14 protein-coding genes are annotated in these 16,152 nt (G+C 65.5%); 9 read left to right on the plus strand and 5 right to left on the minus strand.

Annotation, left to right across the window (positions count from 1 at the left end; all coding sequences use genetic code 11):
• The first annotated feature begins 67 nt into the window (after window positions 1-67).
• On the plus strand, window positions 68-1,294 hold the full coding sequence (locus NY08_RS05845; RefSeq protein WP_045195380.1) for a thiolase family protein: 1,227 nt from the start codon (window positions 68-70) through the stop codon (window positions 1,292-1,294).
• The gene (locus NY08_RS05850; RefSeq protein ID WP_045195382.1) at window positions 1,291-3,396 is read left to right on the plus strand and encodes a 3-hydroxyacyl-CoA dehydrogenase NAD-binding domain-containing protein; all 2,106 of its coding nucleotides are present in this window, start codon (window positions 1,291-1,293) and stop codon (window positions 3,394-3,396) included. The genes NY08_RS05845 and NY08_RS05850 overlap by 4 nt, the downstream gene beginning before the upstream one ends.
• A 21-nt stretch (window positions 3,397-3,417) precedes the next feature.
• Here NY08_RS05850 and NY08_RS05855 read toward each other — a convergent pair whose 3' ends face one another.
• Entirely contained in the window at window positions 3,418-4,353 is a 936-nt protein-coding gene (locus NY08_RS05855) for an SDR family NAD(P)-dependent oxidoreductase (protein WP_235387119.1), read from the minus strand.
• A 92-nt stretch (window positions 4,354-4,445) separates the two neighbouring features.
• On the opposite strand from NY08_RS05855, the gene NY08_RS05860 reads away from it, so the two are divergent.
• From NY08_RS05860 to NY08_RS05880, 5 genes are all read left to right on the plus strand, one after another.
• The gene (locus NY08_RS05860) at window positions 4,446-5,300 is read left to right on the plus strand and encodes a helix-turn-helix domain-containing protein (RefSeq protein WP_052683719.1); all 855 of its coding nucleotides are present in this window, start codon (window positions 4,446-4,448) and stop codon (window positions 5,298-5,300) included.
• On the plus strand, window positions 5,297-6,307 hold the full coding sequence (sigJ, locus tag NY08_RS05865; RefSeq protein ID WP_082073700.1) for an RNA polymerase sigma factor SigJ: 1,011 nt from the start codon (window positions 5,297-5,299) through the stop codon (window positions 6,305-6,307). Before NY08_RS05860 ends, sigJ begins: the two co-directional genes overlap by 4 nt.
• Window positions 6,304-7,050, plus strand: a complete 747-nt coding sequence (locus tag NY08_RS05870; protein ID WP_032397934.1) for an SDR family oxidoreductase — start codon at window positions 6,304-6,306, stop codon at window positions 7,048-7,050. The genes sigJ and NY08_RS05870 overlap by 4 nt, the downstream gene beginning before the upstream one ends.
• A gap of 223 nt (window positions 7,051-7,273) precedes the next feature.
• Window positions 7,274-8,671, plus strand: coding sequence for a sugar porter family MFS transporter (locus NY08_RS05875; protein ID WP_045195386.1), 1,398 nt, complete (start codon window positions 7,274-7,276; stop codon window positions 8,669-8,671).
• Window position 8,672: 1 nt separating this feature from the next.
• Window positions 8,673-8,942: a YciI family protein gene (locus tag NY08_RS05880; RefSeq protein ID WP_032397932.1), complete on the plus strand. Its 270-nt coding sequence runs from the start codon at window positions 8,673-8,675 to the stop codon at window positions 8,940-8,942.
• Here the strand turns inward: NY08_RS05880 and NY08_RS05885 are convergent.
• Window positions 8,912-10,285, minus strand: a complete 1,374-nt coding sequence (locus NY08_RS05885; protein ID WP_144407316.1) for a glycosyltransferase 87 family protein — start codon at window positions 10,283-10,285, stop codon at window positions 8,912-8,914. The two genes, NY08_RS05880 and NY08_RS05885, sit on opposite strands and share 31 nt — an antisense overlap.
• A 172-nt stretch (window positions 10,286-10,457) precedes the next feature.
• Between NY08_RS05885 and NY08_RS05890 the strand changes: the two genes are divergently transcribed.
• A complete protein-coding gene (locus NY08_RS05890) occupies window positions 10,458-10,640 on the plus strand; it encodes a hypothetical protein (RefSeq protein WP_045195388.1) in 183 nt (60 codons plus the stop codon).
• On the opposite strand, the gene dxs is transcribed toward NY08_RS05890, so the two are convergent.
• A complete protein-coding gene (gene dxs, locus NY08_RS05895; RefSeq protein WP_032397931.1) occupies window positions 10,627-12,507 on the minus strand; it encodes a 1-deoxy-D-xylulose-5-phosphate synthase in 1,881 nt (626 codons plus the stop codon). The two genes, NY08_RS05890 and dxs, sit on opposite strands and share 14 nt — an antisense overlap.
• A 179-nt stretch (window positions 12,508-12,686) precedes the next feature.
• On the opposite strand from dxs, the gene glsA reads away from it, so the two are divergent.
• Window positions 12,687-14,513 carry a glutaminase A gene (gene glsA, locus NY08_RS05900; RefSeq protein WP_045195390.1) on the plus strand — a complete coding sequence of 609 codons (1,827 nt, stop codon included), beginning with the start codon at window positions 12,687-12,689 and terminating at the stop codon, window positions 14,511-14,513.
• A gap of 42 nt (window positions 14,514-14,555) precedes the next feature.
• Here glsA and NY08_RS05905 read toward each other — a convergent pair whose 3' ends face one another.
• Together NY08_RS05905 and NY08_RS05910 are read right to left on the minus strand one after the other, a co-directional pair.
• The gene (locus NY08_RS05905) at window positions 14,556-15,314 is read right to left on the minus strand and encodes an anti-sigma factor (RefSeq protein ID WP_032397929.1); all 759 of its coding nucleotides are present in this window, start codon (window positions 15,312-15,314) and stop codon (window positions 14,556-14,558) included.
• Window positions 15,311-16,066 carry a sigma-70 family RNA polymerase sigma factor gene (locus NY08_RS05910; RefSeq protein WP_032397928.1) on the minus strand — a complete coding sequence of 252 codons (756 nt, stop codon included), beginning with the start codon at window positions 16,064-16,066 and terminating at the stop codon, window positions 15,311-15,313. Before NY08_RS05910 ends, NY08_RS05905 begins: the two co-directional genes overlap by 4 nt.
• Window positions 16,067-16,152: the final 86 nt, after the last annotated feature.

Below are 16,152 nucleotides of genomic sequence, written 5' to 3' on the forward strand. Positions count from 1 at the left end.
GCTACAGTAGTGGACGCGTCCGGGCACCCGGGCGAGTCGTCCGCATCTGTCGGGAGGATCGAAAAGCGTGTCTGTACCCGCGTCCACCAGCTCACAGAGGAATGTCGTCTTCGTCGACGGCATCCGTACCCCGTTCGGCAAGGCAGGCCCCAAGGGCATGTACGCCGACACTCGCGCAGACGACCTCGTCGTCAAGGCAATCCGCGAACTTCTTCGCAAGAACCCCAACCTCCCTCCCGAACGGATCGACGAGGTCGCGATCGCCGCGACCACGCAGACCGGTGACCAGGGCCTGACCATCGGACGTACGTCCGCACTGCTCGCCGGACTCCCCCGCAGCGTCCCCGGCTTCGCCATCGACCGCATGTGCGCAGGCGCGATGACGTCGGTGACCACCACCGGATCGGGCATCGGCTTCGGCCAGTACGACGTCGTCATCGCCGGTGGCGTCGAGCACATGGGCCGCCACCCGATGGGTGAAGGCGTCGACCCCAACCCGCGCTTCCTCGCCGACAAGCTCGTCGATCCCAGCGCACTGGTCATGGGCAACACCGCCGAGAACCTGCACGACCGGTTCCCGAGCATCACCAAGGACCGCACCGACGCGTACGCCGTCGCCAGCCAGAACAAGTACGACGCCGCCAAGAAGGCCGGCTACATCGCCGACACCCTCGTGCCCGTCGCCACCAAGTCGGCCGCAGGCTGGGGCCTGGCCACCGAGGACGAGCCGCCTCGCCCCGGCACCACCATCGAAGACCTCGCCAAGCTCAAGACGCCGTTCCGGCCCGCAGGCCGCGTCACCGCAGGCAACGCCGCTGGACTCAACGACGGCGCAACCGCCGCGATTCTGGCCGGTGAGGACACCGCGCACGAGCTCGGCCTGAACATCGGAATGCGGATGGTCGGCTTCAGCTTCGCCGGCGTCGACCCGGCCGTCATGGGCATCGGACCGGTCCCCGCGACCGAAAAACTGCTCGGCCGAACCGGATTGAGCATCGACGACATCGGCCTGTTCGAGATCAACGAGGCCTTCGCCATCCAGGTTCTCGCCTTCCTCGAGCACTACGGAATCGCCGACGACGACCCCCGCGTCAACCAGTGGGGCGGTGCCATCGCGTGCGGCCACCCCCTCGCCTCCTCGGGCGTTCGCCTGATGACGCAGCTGAGCCGCCAGTTCGCTCAGCAGCCCGACGTGCGCTACGGCCTGACGACCATGTGCATCGGTCTCGGCATGGGCGGCACCGTCATCTGGGAGAACCCCAACCACGCTGACTACTCGGGAGCAGCCAAATGAGTGATATCACCACAGCGTTCACCGACGAGGTAGTCACGAACGCATTCACCAAGATCGTCTCCGTACCGGGGCTCGAGGGCTCCATCGCCCTCGTCACGCTCGACAACGGCTTCGATCACACCAAGCCGTCGACCTTCGGTCCCGGCGGTCTCGCCAAGTTCGACGCCGCACTCGACGAGGCATTCGCAGCGAACCCGGTGGCCATCGCCGTCACCGGCAAGCCGTTCATCTTCGCCGTCGGTGCCGACCTCAACGGTGTGCCGAACATCGAGACCAAGGACGAGGCGCTGCAGATCGGGCAGCTCGGGCACAAGGTGTTCCGTCGCCTGCGCGAGTCGACGATTCCGACGTTCGCCTTCATCAACGGTGCTGCACTCGGCGGCGGCCTCGAAGTGGGACTGCACTCGCACTACCGCACCGTCGCAGAGAACGCCGCTGCCCTCGGCCTGCCCGAGGCCTTCCTCGGCCTGGTCCCGGGATGGGGCGGAACCCAGTTGTTGCCCAACATCATCGGAGCCTCGAACGCCGTCACCGTCGTCATCGAGAACGCTCTCAACCAGAACCGCGTCCTCAAGCCGCAGCAGGCACTCGATCTCGGCATCGCCGACGCCCTCTTCGGCGGAGCCGACTTCCTCGAACAGTCCCTCGCGTGGGCTGCTCAGGTCGTCAAGGGCGAGATCGTTCCCGACCGTCCCGAGATCGACCGCGGACAGGCCTGGGACGACGCCATCGCCCGTGCCAGGGGCATCGTGGCCGGCAAGACCGGTAATTTCGCACCGGGCCCCGTCGCCGCAGTCGATCTGCTCGAGCTCGCCAAGAGCACCGACATCACCGACTCGGCCTCGCTCGACGAGGCCTTCGCGGCCGAGGACGAGGCGCTGTCGACGTTGCTGGTCAAGGACGAGCTCCGCGCCGGGCTGTACGCCTTCGATCTGGTGCAGAAGCGCGCGAAGCGTCCGGCCGGTGCACCCGACAAGTCGTTGGCGCGCAAGATCTCCGGCGTCGGCATCGTCGGTGCCGGACTGATGGCCAGCCAGCTCGCCCTGCTGTTCGTGCGCCAGCTGAAGGTGCCGGTGATCCTCACCGACATCGATCAGGAGCGCATCGACAAGGGTGTCGGGTACGTCCACGGGGAGATCGACAAGCTGCTCGGCAAGAAGCGTCTGTCCCCCGATGCCGCGAATCGGTTGAAGGCGTTGGTGTCCGGCTCCATCGACAAGTCGGCGTTCGCGAACACCGATTTCGTCATCGAGGCCGTGTTCGAGAACCTCGACGTGAAGAAGAAGGTGTTCGCCGAGGTCGAGGAGTTCGTCTCTGCCGAAACGATCCTTGCTACCAACACGTCCTCGCTGTCGATCACCAAGATGGCGGCAGACCTGAAGCACCCCGAGCGCGTCGTGGGCTTCCACTTCTTCAACCCCGTCGCGGTCCTGCCACTGCTCGAGGTCGTCAAGGGTGAGAAGACCGACGACGCCACCCTGGCAACGGCATTCGCGACGGCCAAGACCCTCAAGAAGTCGGCCGTGTTGTCTGCGGATCTCCCCGGATTCGTCTTCAATCGTCTCGTCACACGTGCGTCCAACGAGATCATCAGCGCCATCGACGAGGGCACCCCGTTCGATGTCGCCGACGGCGCAGTGGGCGAACTCGGCATGCCGATGAGTCCGCTGACCCTGCTGGCTCTCGTCGGCCCGGCCGTGGCACTGCACACCGCGGAGACCCTCGCCGAGGCATACCCGGAGAGGTTCAAGGACTCGCCGGGATTCCGCGCTCTCGTCGAGGCGAAGAAACCGGGTGTGTGGACCTACGGACCCGAGGGCCAGGTCGTCGATCCCGAGGTCGCCGCGCTGTGGCCGCAGGGCGATTCGCCCTCGACTGCCGAGCAGGTTCTCGACCGGACCCGCCGGGCATTCGCCGACGAAATCCGCATCATGCTCGACGAGGGAGTCGTAGCAGCAGCCGAGGACATCGATCTCTGCCTGCTGCTCGGCGGCGGCTTCGGCTTCTGGAACGGCGGCATCACCCCGTACCTGGACCGCAGCGGTGCCTCCGAGGCAGCGACCGGTCGGCGCTTCCTCGCGCCGGGTGTCGCCAGCGTCTAGTACGGCCCGCCGAGTTCAAGGTTACGGACGGATTTTCGCGTTTTTTCGTCCGTAACCTCGAACTCGACCGTCGTTCAGGAACGCCCACAGTTCGTCCTCCCGCTGTCGGTCGTACGACTCGTCCGAGGATCGGGTGACCGTTCGACGATCGACATAGTCTCCGGATCGGGTGGCGATCACACCCAGCGCGACGTCGGCCAGTGCACGACCGGCCTGCGCGGCCGTCGAGGCGATCGGCGTCACCGCCAGGACGGGGAGCAGCCACACCATCGCCGATCGCGACACGAACCCGGCATCGCGCGCCAGGCCGGTTCCCGGCACGAAACCCGGATTGAACGACACCACGTCCACTCCCGCGGGGAGTACCCGAGCGAGCGCGTGCACCAGATGAATCGCCGCCAGTTTGTTGGTCGAGTAGGCGGTACGGCCCGCTCGCACCGATTCCGGGTCGGCGAAGGCGCGCACCCTCGCCAGTCGATCCGGAGGCACCCATCGCGGACCGGGAACCATCCCGAGATTGTGCCGGACGTCGCCGAAGTGCGTGTCGCTGACCGTGATCACGACGCGGGCCGGTCGGTCGAGGGCGTCTGCGAAACCGCGAACCACGAGATGGTTGGCCACCACGGTGACGGCGAACGTGGTCTCGTACCCGTCCTCGGTTTCACTGCAGTTCGTCGCGCACTGCACTCCCGCGTTTCCCACGACGACGTCGAGCGGCGGGAGTTCCTTCGCCACGATCCTGCGCGCGATGGAGTCCACAGCGGCTGCGGTCTGCGCCACCGAGCGAAGGTCGGCTCTCACGTGAGTCGCCCGCGAGTGAGACGGTCCGGGACCGCGTCCGATCGTCACCAATCGCGCTGTCGGGTCGAGTCGAAGTATCGACTCCGCTGCTGCCCACCCGATTCCCCGACTCGCTCCCGTCATGACGACGGTGTGTGGTCTCGAGTTCGATGTCATCTCTCGGACCCTGCCATCGGCCCACGGCGGCTGCCAGGGCCTGCGCAACGGAGGGTCTGCCGATACCAGGCAGGACGCGCCATACTGTCACGGTGACGACAGCACGTTCGGAACTGGGCGAGCTCCTGCGCTCGTGGCGAGATCGCCTGGCACCGCACGCCGTCGGCATCGACCCGACCGCGACGCGTCGCACGACCGGGCTGCGACGCGAGGAGGTCGCACTGGCCGCGGGCGTATCGGTGGACTACCTCGTCCGCCTCGAGCAGGGGCGGTCGACTCACCCCTCGGTGCAGGTCGTCGATGCGCTCGCCCGTGCCCTACACCTCGATTCCGCCGAACGAGCCCACCTCCACCGCACTGCCGGACTGCTGCCGCCCGCCGAGCAGTCGGTCCAGACCGCTCTGCCGTTCGAGGTCGTCCGACTCGCCGCGCGGTTGGACGACCATCCCGTCGCCGTGTTCGACGCGACGTGGCAGCTCAGGACGTGGAACTCGATGTGGAGTGCTCTGCACGGTGACCCGGAGTCGGTACCGACGGAACAGCGCAACATGGTTCGGGCGGTGTTCGGCTCCGACGACCGAGCACGCTCGTGGATGCGACCGGTCTCGATGGCCGACGGACTCGAGCGCTTCGCCACCGCGCTGGTCGCCGACCTGCGAATAGCGGTCGGCAGATATCCGGACGACCGCGTACTTCGTCGACTGGTCGACGACATGCGGTGTGAGAATGCGTATTTCGACACGCTCTGGAGTTCAGGGGTTGCCGCTGTGCATGTCGGTGACCGCAAGACGATCGTTCACCCCGAGGTCGGTGAGATCACGCTCGACTGTGACGTTCTGACCGCACCGGGCGCGGACCTGCGACTGGTCGTGTACTCCGCGGAGGCGGGTACCGCGGATGCGGACGCTCTGAGCCGGTTGCGCGCCGCACGCGTCGACGAGCGATGACGTCGTCCGACGATGCAATCGGTGCGCCGACCTCCACGGCCGAGCGTGCACGACTGATCGGCATCGCCTACCGAATGCTGGGTTCGCACAGCGACGCCGAGGATGCGGCGTCCGAGACCGTCGTCCGCTGGTTCCGGCTCAACGACGCCGAACGTGACGCCATCGACGTTCCAGCGGCGTGGCTGACCCGCGTCGTGAGCCGCATCTGCCTCGACCTGCTCGGCTCTGCTCGCGCTCGCCGCGAGAACTACATCGGGCAGTGGCTGCCGGAACCCGTCTGCGGCCGCGACTCCGAGACTCCTGCCGCCGCGGACCCCGCCGACCGAGTTGCGCAGCAGGAATCGGTGACGCTGGCACTCCTCGTGGTGCTCGAATCGCTCGGTCCGGCGCAACGAGTCGCATTCGTACTGCACGACGCGTTCGCCGTTCCGTTCGACGAGATCGCGACCGTTCTCGATCGATCCCCGGCTGCCTGCCGTCAACTCGCCTCTGCTGCACGAACTCACGTCCATTCCCGTCGCCGCTCCGTTGCCGACCCCATCGAGCACGACCGCGTGGTGCGGGCTTTCGCGTCGGCCTCCGCAAGCGGGGACATCGCATCCCTGATATCGGTGCTCGCACCCGACGTCACGTTGGTCAGCGACGGCGGCGGCCATGTATCCGCGGCCCGCAATGCCATCCTCGGATCCGATCGAGTCGCTCGCTTCGTTCGCGGCATCACTGCCAAGTCGATCGATCTCGACTGGTCGATAGAACCCGTCAACGGCCTGTCGGGCATCGTGATGCGGCGCGACGGCGCGGTGTTCGGCGTCATCGGGTTCGACGTCATCGGGTTCGACACCGCCGACTGCATGGTCGCGAGCGTCTGGATCGTGCTCAATCCGGACAAACTCCGGCACTGGGTCGCCACACACGACAGACATTCGCCTCGGCTGCGTCGTCAGAGAGTGGAGGGCCGCGCAGTGCGGTCCGCATCATCACTCGAGAATCAGGTGGAAACGCGATGAAGCTAGCCGTAGCCGGTGGAACCGGAACCGTGGGAGTGCACGTCGTCGAGGTTGCGCGGGAACGCGGACACGAGGTGGTAGTCCTGTCGCGGTCTGCCGGTGTGGATCTCGTCTCCGGATCGGGACTGCCCGACGCCCTGTCCGGCGTCGACGCAGTGATCGACGTCGCCTCGACGCAGACGATCTCGGCGAAGGAATCGACGGCGTTCTTCGCTGCCGTCACCCGTAACCTGCTGACGGCGGAAGGCGCGGCCGGAATCGGGCACCACGTGGCGTTGTCGATCGTGGGGATAGACAAGGCCCCGTACGCGTACTACGCCGGAAAGGTGGAGCAGGAGCGCCTCGTTCGCGCTGGAGCCGTACCGTGGACGATCCTGCGAGCTACTCAGTTCCACGAGTTCGCCGCGCAGATCCGGTCGCAGACCTCGTTCGGTCCACTGACGGTCGTCCCGAGGATGGTCTCGCAACCGATCGCAGCCCGCGAGGTCGCCGAGCGACTGATCGACCTGGCGGAGCGGCCACCGGCAGGCCGAGTCGCCGATCTCGGTGGACCACGTGAAGAGCGCATGGCGAAGATGGTGCGGCGCTACGCACGAGCAATCGGTGCGCGCGGCCCGGTGCTCGAGGTGCCGCTTCCCGGCGCGTACGGCCGCGCGATGCGAGACGGAACGCTGGTCACCACACAGGATTCGGATCACGGTCTACAGACCTTCGATCAGTGGTCGGACGCCCAGGCGCGTTGAGTCGCATCTCGCCGAACTCGAAGTTGTGGACGATATTCCGGCCATTTTCGTCCACAACTTCGAGCTCGACCGGTGGAATATCGGACAATTCGCCGCTTTCGGCGAGCCGTTTTCCACCCGCCGCGAATGTCGTGTCGATTTCGCTCCCATTGCGTCGGTGCGAGGACGATGATGGCGATCGACCACCAAGGACGCTGGTTCACCTCGAAAGCTGGGTCACGTGATGACGCAATCCACCGATCGGCACACTGCCAAAGTCATCGGAGTCACCATTGCCGCCGCTGTCGGCGGCTTCTTGTTCGGGTTCGATTCCTCAGTTGTCAACGGCGCAGTGGACTCCATTCAGGAGAACTTCGCCCTGTCGTCGTTCGTCACCGGCTTCGCCGTCGCCATCGCACTTCTCGGTTGTGCGGTCGGTGCCTGGTTCGCCGGCCGTCTCGCCGACACCTGGGGCCGGAAAAAGGTGATGCTGCTCGGTTCCGCGCTGTTCACCATTTCGTCGCTGGGGTCCGGGTTCGCGTTCAGCGTCCCGGATCTCATGCTCTGGCGTGTACTCGGCGGCCTTGGTATCGGTATCGCCTCGGTGATCGCGCCCGCGTACATCTCGGAGATTGCCCCGGCCCGCTACCGGGGTGGTTTGGCCTCGCTGCAACAGTTGGCGATCACCGTCGGAATCTTCGCCGCGCTGCTGTCGGACGCGGTGCTGCAGAACGCCGCGGGCGGACCGTCGAACGACCTGTGGTTCGGACTCGAAGCCTGGCGGTGGATGTTCTTGGTCGGCGTCGCACCGGCCCTCGTCTACGGCTTTCTCGCCACTCTGATTCCGGAGTCGCCCAGATATCTCGTCGGAAAGCACCTCGACGAAGAAGCGGCCCGCATTCTGGGAGACATCACCGGGGAAGTGGACCCGAACGAGAGGGTCAAGGAAATCCGGTTGACCCTGCGCCGGGAATCCAAGTCCTCGTTCGCCGATATCCGTGGACCGAAGTTCGGTCTGCAACCGATCGTCTGGGTCGGCATCACCATGGCGATTCTGCAGCAGTTCGTGGGAATCAACGCGATCTTCTATTACTCGACAACGTTGTGGAAGTCCGTCGGTTTCAGCGAGAATCAATCGTTCGTCACCTCGGTGATCACCTCGGTCATCAATGTCTCGATGACATTCGTCGCCATCTTGTTCGTCGACCGATTCGGCCGACGAAATCTGCTCATGATCGGCTCGATCGGGATGTTCGTCGGTCTCGTACTGGCGGCCATCTCGTTCACTCAGGCCGTGGGCAGCGGCGACCAACTCGAATTGCCGTCGCCGTGGGGCCCGGTTGCTCTCGTCGGAGCCAACCTGTTCGTGGTCTTCTTCGCCGCGACCTGGGGTCCGATCATGTGGGTGATGCTCGGCGAGATGTTCCCCAACCGAATGCGCGCCGTCGCCCTCGGTATCAGTACCGCCGCGAACTGGATCGCCAACTTCGCCATCACACTGGCATTTCCACCGTTGTCCGACACCATCGGACTCGGATTCATCTACTCGTTCTTCGCGTTCTTCGCGATCCTGTCTTTCTTCTTCGTCAAGTACAAGATCAAGGAGACCAAGGGAATGGAGCTCGAGGACATGGAGATCTGACATGCCGATGTTCGTCGTCCAATACACCTACACCCCCGAAACGTCCTCCGGGCGTGACGATCACCGAACCGATCACCGCGCGTGGCTGCGCGAACTCGAGCGCCGCAAGATCCTCCGATCGTCGAGCCCACTCGCCGATCACAGTGGTGCCACGATGATCGTCGAAGGCACCGACAAGGCAAGTGTGGAGCGAATGTTCGCACACGATCCCTTCGCCCTGGCCCATCTGATCGATCGCGTTCAGATCGAAGAACGTGTGGCCGGGACGTAGCAGGCCATCGAGTCCTTGCGGAGCCTTACGGCCGCCACCGCCAGAACGATCACGTAGACAACGCAATACGCGTTCCGTAGTCCGGCGTCGACGATCGGCGATACGGACTGCATGAACGTGCCGATCACCACAACATCGGCCTGTGTGCGATACCAGGCCACGAACGGTGCAGTGGCGGCGAGCACTCCGAGGACACGCAGCGTGCGGCCGCGCCCGCTCGTTCGTGAACTCGTACACGCGTCGAGTCCGATCACCAGCAGCGGAACGCACCACACCCAATGGTGGCCCCAGGAGAACGGCGAGACCATCGCGGCCGTGAGACCACACACCGTCATGGCCAGCAGTGTTCTACCCGCACGGTGAGCTCGGTACGACACCCACATCCCCGCAGCGAGGACGACCACCGCGGCCGGCAACCACACGATCACCGGCGGGTGCTCGGTTCCCCACGCCCGCGCCACCATTCCCCGAACCGACTGATTCGCGGGAGACGTGGTCGACCCCACTCGGTCCGAGGCGAGGATCGCCGAGGTCCAATAGCGCCACGCGTCGGAGGACACGACCACGAACCCGATCACCACCGTGACCAGACCGGTGCCGGCCGCTGTCCATGCCGCTCGCCACTGCCGCTGCACGATCGACATGACGATGAACAGGCCGGGCGTCAGCTTCAGACCGGCCGCGATTCCGACGCCGACCCCCCGAAGCCGACTGCCCTCGGGCCGGCCGAGATCCCACAGCACCAACACGAGCAACAGCAGGTTGATCTGACCCAACCACAGCGACATGCGCACCGGCTCGAGCCACGAGCAGCCCAGTGCCAGAGCAGCACTCACCACTCTGGTCCGTGTGCAGTTCTCGTATCCGAGTCGTCGCCAACTCAGATGGACGACGACGTAGAGCAATACGACATTGGATATGTTCACCAGCAATCCGGCCGCGGTGTCGGACAGCAACCCCAGCGGAGCGAACAGCACAGCAGCGAACGGCGGATACGTGAACGGCAGTGTGCCGAACAGCGAGAACGAGTACAGCTCTTCGCTACTGAGCACGGTTGCGCCGCCGTGTCGGTAGACGAGCGCGTCGACACCGTTGCCGAACAATCCGTACAAGGAGTCGAACGACAGCAGACGATCGTGTGCGGCGAACGCCACCACACCGATCACCGCCGTCATCGCCACGAACCACCGCGAATGCCGTCGCCCGGTCCCGTCGTTCCGGGAATCCGGTGCCGGTGTTCCATCCACGGATTCCATGGCCGCCCAGTCGGGGTCACCGTTGCGTGGAGTCGGATCGATTTCGCTGTCCGAGACGCCGGTTCTACCGTCGAAGACGAGGGTCATGAGCGAAACATGCCAGTCGTCCCGGTTTCGGCATCTACGACACACCAGTCACACAGGTCACATATTCGCAAAGAAAAACATCGAAGCCCGCAGACGACGCCGACGAACCTGCGGGCCGCAACGGCACGCGACGGTGCATTGCCGAGTTCGATTGCTCGGACTGTCGGCTACGGTGCCGGCATCCTACGGGCCTTCGGTGTGCTGCGTCGTCCGCTGGGCGACGCAACGGTGGGAACCGTCGGTTCTGTTCCTTCTCGTGATGACGGCTCCGAGAGCAGTCGCGGGCGCGGTGGCCGGACGCCGCGCGTTCTACGGCGTCGACGTCCGGCGAGAGACCGTCGTCAGAGGCTCTTGACCCAGTGCGACACGCGCTGCACGACGTCCTCGCAGGTGAGGCCGAGTTCGTGGTGCAGCTGATCGCGCGATGCGTGGTCCAGGAATCGTTGTGGCACACCGAGATCGCGGCACGGGGTATCGACGCCTGCGCCACGCAGAGCCGCAGACAGGGTCGAACCGATGCCACCGTGCAGGCCACTGTCCTCGAGGGTGACCACGAGCCGGTAATCCTCGGCCAGCTTCAACAGCGACTGCGGGATCGGCAGCACCCACCTTGGGTCGACCACCGCAGCGGAGATGCCGTCGTGCTGCAGCTTCTCGGCTGCATCCATGGCCATCTGCCCGAACACTCCGACGGCCACGATCAGCACATCGCCCGTGGCACCGGACGGCTCGGTCAGCACGTCGACGATTCCGTCCAGTCTGCGCGTCGCGGGCACGGTTTCGGTCACTGCGCCCTTCGGGAAGCGCAGGGCAGTGGGTCCGTCGGACGTTGCGATGGCCTCTGCCAGTTCTTCTCGCAGGGTCTCGGCATCTCGCGGTGCCGCCACCTTCATACCGGGGACGATGCCGAGCAGAGACATGTCCCACATGCCGTTGTGGCTGGCGCCGTCGGCCCCGGTGACACCGGCACGGTCCAGCACCACCGTGACCGGCAGTCCGAGCAACGCCACGTCCATCAGCAACTGATCGAACGCGCGATTGAGGAAGGTGGAGTAAATGGCGACCACGGGATGCATTCCGCCCAGCGCGAGCCCGGCCGCCGACGTCATCGCGTGCTGCTCGGCGATCCCGACGTCGAACAACCGGTCGGGGAAGCGAACCCCGAACGCGGCGAGACCGGTGGGCGCGGCCATCGCTGCGGTGATCGCTACGACGTCCTCGTTCTGCTCGCCCTGCTCGATCAGTGCCGCAGAGAACACCGAGGTCCAGTCCGGAGCCGACTTGGACCGCGCCAGCCCCGTCAACGGATCGATGATCCCGGTGGCGTGCATCTGATCTGCGACGTCGTTCTCGGCGTGAACGTAGCCCATACCTTTGCGCGTCACCGCGTGGACGATGACCGGACCGCCGTATGCCTTGGCTCGGCGCAGCGCGGATTCCATCGCGTGCTGGTCGTGACCGTCGACCGGACCGAGGTACTTGATGCCGAGATCGGTGAACATGACCTGCGGGCTGATGGCGTCCTTCACCCCGGCCTTCATACCGTGCAACATGGCGTAGGCAGTGGGACCGACGATCGGAATGCGACGAACGATGCGGCGACCGTTGTCCAGCACCTTCTCGTATCCGGGCTGAAGGCGAAGGGCCGCCAGATGATCGGCCAATCCCCCGATGGTCGGGGCGTACGAGCGACCGTTGTCGTTGACGACGATCACGAGGGATCGATCGCGTCCTGCGGCGATGTTGTTGAGCGCCTCCCAACACATTCCGCCGGTGAGCGCACCGTCACCGACGACAGCGACGACGTGCCGGTCGGTTTCGCCCTTGAGCGCGAAGGCTTTGGCCAGGCCGTCGGCGTAGGAGAGCGAGGCCGACGCGTGCGAGGACTCCACCCAGTCGTGCTCGCTCTCGACCCGTGACGGGTAGCCGGACAGGCCGCCCTGCTTACGGAGCGTGTCGAACAGACCCGTGCGTCCGGTCAGCATCTTGTGCACGTACGCCTGATGACCGGTGTCGAAGATGACCGGATCGTTCGGGGAGTCGAAGATGCGATGAATCGCCAACGTCAGTTCCACGACACCGAGATTGGGACCGAGGTGGCCGCCGGTAGCGGACACCTTCTCGACGAGAAACGCGCGGATCTCGCGAGCCAGTTCGGCCAGCTCCGCACTGCCGAGGTCGCGCAAGTCCTCGGGCGTCTGAATTCGAGCTAGGACACCCAACGAGATCGCTCCCTTCGGCCGGAAAACACAATGGAAATTTCAGTCTACGGAGTGACCGTGCCCTGCTGCTCCGCCCAGCGTCGTGACGCCGACAGTACCGTCGAACGTCGAGGTGCCCTGGGTCAGCCGCCCCTAACCTCGACGGTGCCGAATCGGACATCACACATACAGTGTGGCCCATGAGCAACGTGGTCGATGCCATCCTGCGCCGAGTTCACGAACTGTGCCGTGGCGACACGTCCGGGCAGGTGGCGGACTACATCCCCGAACTCGCTGCCGTCACGCCGGACGGATTCGGTATCGCGCTGACGACCACGGACGGTTACGTCTACGAAGTCGGCGACACCGGACTCCCCTTCACGATCCAATCGATCTCCAAGCCGTTCACGTACGCATTGGCGCTGGCCGACCGGGGCCTGGACGTCGTGGCGAGCAAGATCGACATCGAACCGTCCGGGGAACCCTTCAACGAGATCAGCCTCGATCCCGTCACCGAGCGACCACGCAACCCGATGATCAACGCCGGTGCCATCACGTCGGCGTCGCTCATCGCCGGTCGCAGTGCCGAGGATCGATTCGAGCGCATTCGCGCCTCGTACTCGCGGTATGCGGGGAGGTCTCTGACGTTCAACGACGCCGTCTATCGGTCGGAGGCACGCACCGGCAATCGCAACCGCGCCATCGGGTACATGCTCCGTTCGTTCGACATCATCGACCACGATCCCGATGCTGCCGTCGATCTGTACTTCCGCCAGTGCTCGATCGATGTCACCGCCGCCGACCTCGCCATGATGGCGGCCACCATGGCCAACAACGGCGTCAATCCCCGGACGCGGGAGCGTGCGCTCGCACCGGCCCTCGTCGAACGAGTGCTGTCGGTCATGACGACATGTGGGATGTACGACGGCGCAGGCGACTGGGTCGCGAGGGTCGGCCTGCCGGCCAAAAGTGGAGTCGGGGGCGGGATCCTCGCGGTTCTTCCGGGACAGATGGGCATCGCCGTCTACTCCCCGCGGCTCGACTCGCACGGCAACAGCGTGCGCGGAGTCGCCGCCTGCCGCGAACTCTCGACACGCCTCGAACTGCACTTTCTGCACGTCACTCGTGCGGCGAAATCCTCGATCCGGCGACGCTACGTGGTGACCGAGGCTCCGTCGCGCAAGCGGCGTTCCGACACCGAACAGGCCACTCTGGCCGCCGTGGGCGAACGCGCCCGCGTGTACGAACTGCACGGCGATCTGCTGTTCTCCGGTGCCGAGACCGCCGTTCGTGAGATCGGCGACCTGGACCGAGAACTCGATGCGCTCGTCATCGACGTGCGCGGCGTCGACGAGGTCAGTGCGATCGCCCGCACCATGTTCGAGGACCTTCGTGGGGATCTCGCCGAACACGGCTGCGTGGTGGCTCTGGTCGACCCGAAAGCGATCATGGGGCACACCACCTCGAGCCTCGACCCCTCCGATCCGGCCGGTCGGGTGTACTCGAGCCTCGGTTCGGCCGTTCAATGGGCAGAGAACCTGCTGCTGGATCGTCACTGCGCAGGCGCTCGACAGCCGGCCGTCGTCGCGATCGCAGAGCACCCGCTGCTTGCCGGGCTCTCGGCCGAACAGTTCGAGGCGGTGACGCCCTACCTGGAGAAGCGGCACTACGCGCGTGGCGACGTGATCGTTCGTCACGGTGCCCCGGCGGCAGGCCTTTTCCTGATGCTGCGCGGCGAGGTGACCTCGACGGCCGTCGCCGCCGACGGTGGCAAGCACCGCATCACGACTCTCTCCCCCGGCATGAGCTTCGGCGAGATGCCGTTGCTGATGTCGGTGCCCTTCTTGCTCGACATGGTCGCCGAGACACCGGTCGACCTCGTGGTGGTGTCGGTGGAGCACTTCCAGGCACTCACACGCGACGCACCGGAGGTCAAGCTGGCGCTGCTGGAGAATCTCGCCACCGGCGCCTACGGCCAGATGGCAGCGGTGATCAGAACGCTCGGGCGGTTCGACATCGGCATCTGACCGAATGTCGAACCGCCCGAGGCGACTGTTCTCGTGCTGTGCTCAGGCACCCAACGTGAGCATCGTGAGCACCTCGGTGGGCTGGGCCGACCCGCCTGCGGGTTCCAGCGAGAACGCGAAGTTGGTCGAGGAACCGAGACCGTCGACCACCGTTCCGGACTCCGAGGTCAGCTGATCCTCGGTCACGACGCCGGCCGAGCGAGGTGAGCCGTCCACGAACCACATCTGGTACACGCGACCGGGCGGCGGCTGTGGGACTCCGTCGAGATCGACGACGACCGCGTTCTGGGAAAGCGAGTACGACACGGTGGCCGAGCCGCCACCGGGGAACTCCGCCGACACCTGACGTGAGTCGGGCGCGGCCACGATCTGCTCCGCCTGAGACGGCTGCGCATCGTTGCCCATCGTCTGGCTGACGACCACCACTCCGCCGACGGCGACGACCACCGCGGCCGCAGCCGAGACCATCGAGTACCGCCAGGCCTTCGAGCGCTCCCGCCGATGCCGGTGCAGTGGTGTGACGTTCGGTGGCAACTGGTGGACCGTGGGCTCCTGGTCGCTGACCGCGACCCGATCGAGCACCGAACGACGCAGCCGGTCGGGTGCGGGTGTCGCATCCGCCGCGGCCGCCAGGGCCAGCGTCTCGTGGATCTCGCTCACGAGAATGTCGAACTGGGCTCGCGCGGTGTCGTCGACGCGTAGGCGCTCGGCCTCGATGTCGCGTCGCTCGGCGTCGGTGGTCGCGTGGAGGGCGTAGACCTCCGCGTCGTCGAGTAGTCGCTGCCGTGACGAGTCGCTCATTGCGGGATCACCCCCAGACATGTTTTCAACTTGATCAATCCATCTCGTATGCGCGATTTGATGGTGGGAACCGCGACCCCGAGCCGCTCCGCAACTTCGCGATAGGTGTAACCGCTGTAGTAAGCCATTCGTACCGACTCGCTCTGCGTATCGGTCAGAGTTTCGAGACAGGCCACGACGGCCTCGGACTCGAGCCGCTGCGTCACCGTCTCGAGTACCTCGTCGTGCTCCGGTGTGTGGCTGACTGCGCCGTACGCGGCCTCACGATCGGTACCCGATTGCTCGCTCCGGACACGATCGACCGCGCGACGGTGCGCCAGAGTCATGATCCACGCCAGTGGACTGCCCTGGTTCGGGTCGTAATTGGGTGCCGCGCGCCAGATCTGGAGGAACACCTCCTGCGCTGTCTCCTCGCTGTACCCCGGGTCTCGAAGCACCCGCAGCACCATTCCGTAGACCCGCGACGACGTCGCGTCGTACAGCTCGGCGAACGCCGCCCGGTCGCCTTGGGCAACCGACGCCATCAACCGTCGCAGACGATCGGTTTCGTCGGCACGCAGGTTCTTGAGCTGTGGACTGGGAACAGCGCACACCGCGTCCTGTGCCGCGTAGCTTTCCGAGGCATCGGGCGTCGTCCGGTCACGGCCGGCATTCGACGTTCCCGACGCATCCGACATCGGCGCGCTCATCGGAAGGTCGTCCCAACAGACGGGTTCATGATCGAGTTCATCGATCACGACACTAGTGGTCATATCGCTCTCATATCGAAACCTCCGCGTTTTCCCGCCGCAGTACATATTCGGAACAAACCGACCGGAGGATGGTTCGGGACGAAAAT

The sequence above is a fragment of the Rhodococcus sp. B7740 genome (genome assembly GCF_000954115.1).
In the GTDB taxonomy this organism is placed as follows: Bacteria; Actinomycetota; Actinomycetes; order Mycobacteriales; family Mycobacteriaceae; genus Rhodococcoides.

Coding starts and splice junctions, on each gene's coding strand:
- NY08_RS05850 (WP_045195382.1), top strand. CDS start 1,291: ATGAGTGATATCACCACAGCGTTCACCGACGAGGTAGTCACGAACGCA.
- NY08_RS05855 (WP_235387119.1), bottom strand. CDS start 4,353: ATGACATCGAACTCGAGACCACACACCGTCGTCATGACGGGAGCGAGT.
- sigJ (WP_082073700.1), top strand. CDS start 5,297: ATGACGTCGTCCGACGATGCAATCGGTGCGCCGACCTCCACGGCCGAG.
- NY08_RS05870 (WP_032397934.1), top strand. CDS start 6,304: ATGAAGCTAGCCGTAGCCGGTGGAACCGGAACCGTGGGAGTGCACGTC.
- NY08_RS05875 (WP_045195386.1), top strand. CDS start 7,274: ATGACGCAATCCACCGATCGGCACACTGCCAAAGTCATCGGAGTCACC.
- NY08_RS05880 (WP_032397932.1), top strand. CDS start 8,673: ATGCCGATGTTCGTCGTCCAATACACCTACACCCCCGAAACGTCCTCC.
- NY08_RS05885 (WP_144407316.1), bottom strand. CDS start 10,285: ATGACCCTCGTCTTCGACGGTAGAACCGGCGTCTCGGACAGCGAAATC.
- glsA (WP_045195390.1), top strand. CDS start 12,687: ATGAGCAACGTGGTCGATGCCATCCTGCGCCGAGTTCACGAACTGTGC.
- NY08_RS05905 (WP_032397929.1), bottom strand. CDS start 15,314: ATGAGCGACTCGTCACGGCAGCGACTACTCGACGACGCGGAGGTCTAC.
- NY08_RS05910 (WP_032397928.1), bottom strand. CDS start 16,066: ATGACCACTAGTGTCGTGATCGATGAACTCGATCATGAACCCGTCTGT.